Source organism: Komagataeibacter kakiaceti JCM 25156 (assembly GCF_000613305.1).
In genome coordinates this window covers 1-1330 of record NZ_BAIO01000576.1, presented here as the reverse complement: position 1 = coordinate 1330, position 1330 = coordinate 1, and the positions used below count along the sequence as shown (strand labels likewise).

The following is a 1330-nucleotide window of genomic DNA, read 5'->3' as shown; positions in this document are numbered from 1 at the left end:
TGGTCCAATGCGCGGTTCTACGGCATCTCGGTGGATCCGAACCGCGAGGTCGTGGTGACATGCGGTGCGACGGAGGCCATTACCGCCTCGCTCATGGCGCTGGTCAACCGGGTGATGAGGTGGTGGTGTTCGAACCGCTGTACGACACCTACCTGCCGGTGCTGGAAATGCTCGGCGCGGTGGTGCGCACCGTGCGCCTGGCCCCCCCGCACTGGGATCTGCCGCGCGCCACGCTGGCCGCCGCCTTCACCCCGCGCACCAAGGCCGTCCTGCTCAACACGCCCATGAACCCGACGGGCAAGGTCTTCACCCGCGACGAGCTTGAGTTCATCGCCGGGCTGCTGGCGCGCTACGACGCCTATGCCGTGTGCGACGAGGTTTACGAACACCTGACCTTCGCGCCCGTCCGCCACCAGCCGCTCATGGCGCTGCCGGGCATGCGCGAGCGCACCATCCGCATCGGCAGCGCGGGCAAGAGCTTTTCCATGACCGGGTGGAAGGTGGGCTACGTGACCGCCCCGGCCCCGCTGGCCGATCTGGTGGCCAAGGCGCACCAGCTCCTGACCTTTACCGTGGCGCCCAACCTGCAACGCGCGGTGGCGCTGGGACTCGACAAGGACACCGCCTATTTCGAGCGGCTGGCCGAAGGGATGCGTTCGGCGCGCGACTGGCTGGCCGAGGGGCTGACGCGCGCCGGATTCGATGTGCTGCCGTGCAATGGCAGTTACTTCCTGATTGCCGACATCACGCCGCTGGGCTTTGGCGGGGGCGATGTCGCGTTCTGCCAGCAGATGGTGCGCGATGGCGGAGTCGCCGCGATTCCGGTCTCGGCCTTCTATGACCCGCGCGGCACCGACATTCCCGACAGTTTCGTGCGTTTCGCATTCTGCAAGAAGACCGGGGTCATCGCATCGGCCATCCAGCGGCTCCAGACGGCGCGGGAGCGGCTCTGCACAGGAAATGTTGCAGAAATTCAAAAAGGGTAATTGACGGGCGTCCGTGGTTTCTCTAAATCACGCCCCAGATGTGGCGGACGTAGCTCAGTTGGTAGAGCGCCAGGTTGTGGTCTTGGATGTCGCGGGTTCGAGCCCCGTCGTTCGCCCCACTCTATTTTCCCCGAAATATATACAGGGTTTCAGGCAGTCAGCCGGTCTGCTCCGGCCGCCCGAACGTATGGGCCAGCCCCACGGCCAGTGACCGGGGCTGGAACCGAGCCGCGCGCGCATGGGCGCAATATCGAAAATCTTGTCTTCCAGCAGCCGCCTGACCTCGGCGGGCCTTATGCGTGGCAGGCCGGGCAGGCGCAGCCGTGACAGGGCGATCAGCACCG

Annotated in this window: 1 tRNA gene and 2 pseudogenes; 2 read left to right on the top strand and 1 reads right to left on the bottom strand. The window is 65.9% G+C overall.

Features of this window, described 5'->3' with window-relative positions:
* Positions 1-986 (top strand): annotated as a pseudogene (locus JCM25156_RS25620) (aminotransferase class I/II-fold pyridoxal phosphate-dependent enzyme); the annotation flags it as partial.
* A 43-nt stretch (positions 987-1029) separates the two neighbouring features.
* Positions 1030-1105 (top strand) — tRNA-His (locus JCM25156_RS16755).
* Between the two features lie 38 nt (positions 1106-1143).
* Here the strand turns inward: JCM25156_RS16755 and JCM25156_RS31575 are convergent.
* Positions 1144-1330 (bottom strand): annotated as a pseudogene (locus JCM25156_RS31575) (NADH-ubiquinone oxidoreductase); the annotation flags it as partial.